This is a genomic window from Streptomyces sp. NPDC059740 (genome assembly GCF_042733155.1).
Lineage (GTDB): Bacteria > Actinomycetota > Actinomycetes > Streptomycetales > Streptomycetaceae > Streptomyces.
Map to the genome: position 1 here is coordinate 1 of NZ_JBHWGP010000103.1, position 1442 is coordinate 1442.

The 1442-nt window shown below is 66.6% G+C and carries 1 protein-coding gene; it reads right to left on the reverse strand.

Annotated elements, in window-relative coordinates:
- Nucleotides 1-1210: IS4 family transposase (locus ACFV3R_RS34620; RefSeq protein WP_385591529.1), on the reverse strand; the 1210-nt coding region annotated here is incomplete at its 3' end.
- Nucleotides 1211-1442: the final 232 nt, after the last annotated feature.

A 1442-nucleotide genomic window follows, 5' to 3' on the forward strand; every position in this document is an offset into this window, starting at 1 on the left:
GTCGGTCGACTTTGAGGCTTTTGTATGCGTATCGGGATAGGGGTCGTTTCACCGCTCGGGGGCTGACGCGGAGGCGGCGGGCGGGCATGAGGTGGTCCAGGACTGTTCGGCCGATCGTTCCGACGAGGTCGATCGTGGTGTCGGCGATGATGCCCGAGGCTCGGACGATCTGATCGCGGGCGCATCGTAGTGCGACGGTGAAACTTCCCCGGTCGGGGTCCGCTCCGGGTGCGGTTTCGGTGGCGTCGGCGATCGCGATCCGCAGGGTCTGGTAGGCGCTCAGGAGGGCGTAGACCTCTTGGGTGATGCCTGCCCAGGTCTTGGAGCGCAGGACGCGTCGGCCCAGCATCGACTTCTTGATCGCGAAGTAGGCGGACTCTATCTCCCATCGTTCGTGGTAGAGGCTGACCAGGTCGGATGCCGGGTATCGGTGGTGGTCGAGGAGGTTGGTGGCCAGTCGATAGAGTCCGGTTGTGCGGCCTCGGCTGGTGGTGAGGGTGATCTCGTATTCGATGATGCGGACTTCGAGGCCGCCGAAGCGGGAGAGGTGGGAGCCGTCGTCGTAGCGGGCCAGGACCGGAGGCTTGCGGGCGGCGGAGAGGCGGGCTAGGAAGGCGGCCTCTGCGCTGGCGACGGTGGTCAGGAACGGATTGCCGGAAAAGCCCCGGTCGAGGAGGACGATCATTCCGGCGTGCAGGGAACGGGCCAGTTGCTTGGCGTAGGCACTCTCGCCGCTGGAGCGGGGGCCGAAGGCGGCGTCGATGACTGCGCGGGTGCCGCAGGCCACCAGCGCGGTCAGGCAGATCTGCGGGTAGCCGGAGGTCCCGTACTGGTTGGTGATCGAGCCCAGGCGGGCCAGGTGCAGTGGGCTGTCGGGGACGTCGAGGCAGGTGCCGTCGATCGCGACGGTCAGCAGGCCCTTGAAGTGGGCGCCGGCGGTACGGATCGTGGTCGCCGGCCCCCGCAACAGGTCGAACAGGGCCTGCATGGGACGTGTCCCCAGGCGGGTCCGGGCGTTCCAGAGCGCTGTGCCGGTGACCTTCGCGACCGGTATCGCTTCCAGTGCGGCGGTGAGCTTGCGCCAGACGGCCAGGTAGCCGCAGTCGTCGAACAGGGCTGCGGCCAGCAGCAGGTAGACCACCACCCGTGCGGGGATCTTCCGCAGTCGCTGCTGGACCGCACCTGTTTCGACAAGGGCCGCGTCGACCATCTCGAACGGGACGATCTGGGTGAGTTCCCCCAGATGCCCAGGGGCGAACAGGCCCTTGGCTACCGTGATTTCACTCGTGATGACACACTGATCGGACAGCGGAGCCTCCGGTACTGTGAACGGCTGTCTTGGTCGACTGCCAGTTCTACCGGGGCTCCGCTTCTCACGTCCCGGATCACACCAGATCAGTCCCCACGCGTTTGCCTTCCCGAGCCTTAACTTCACGGCCTTG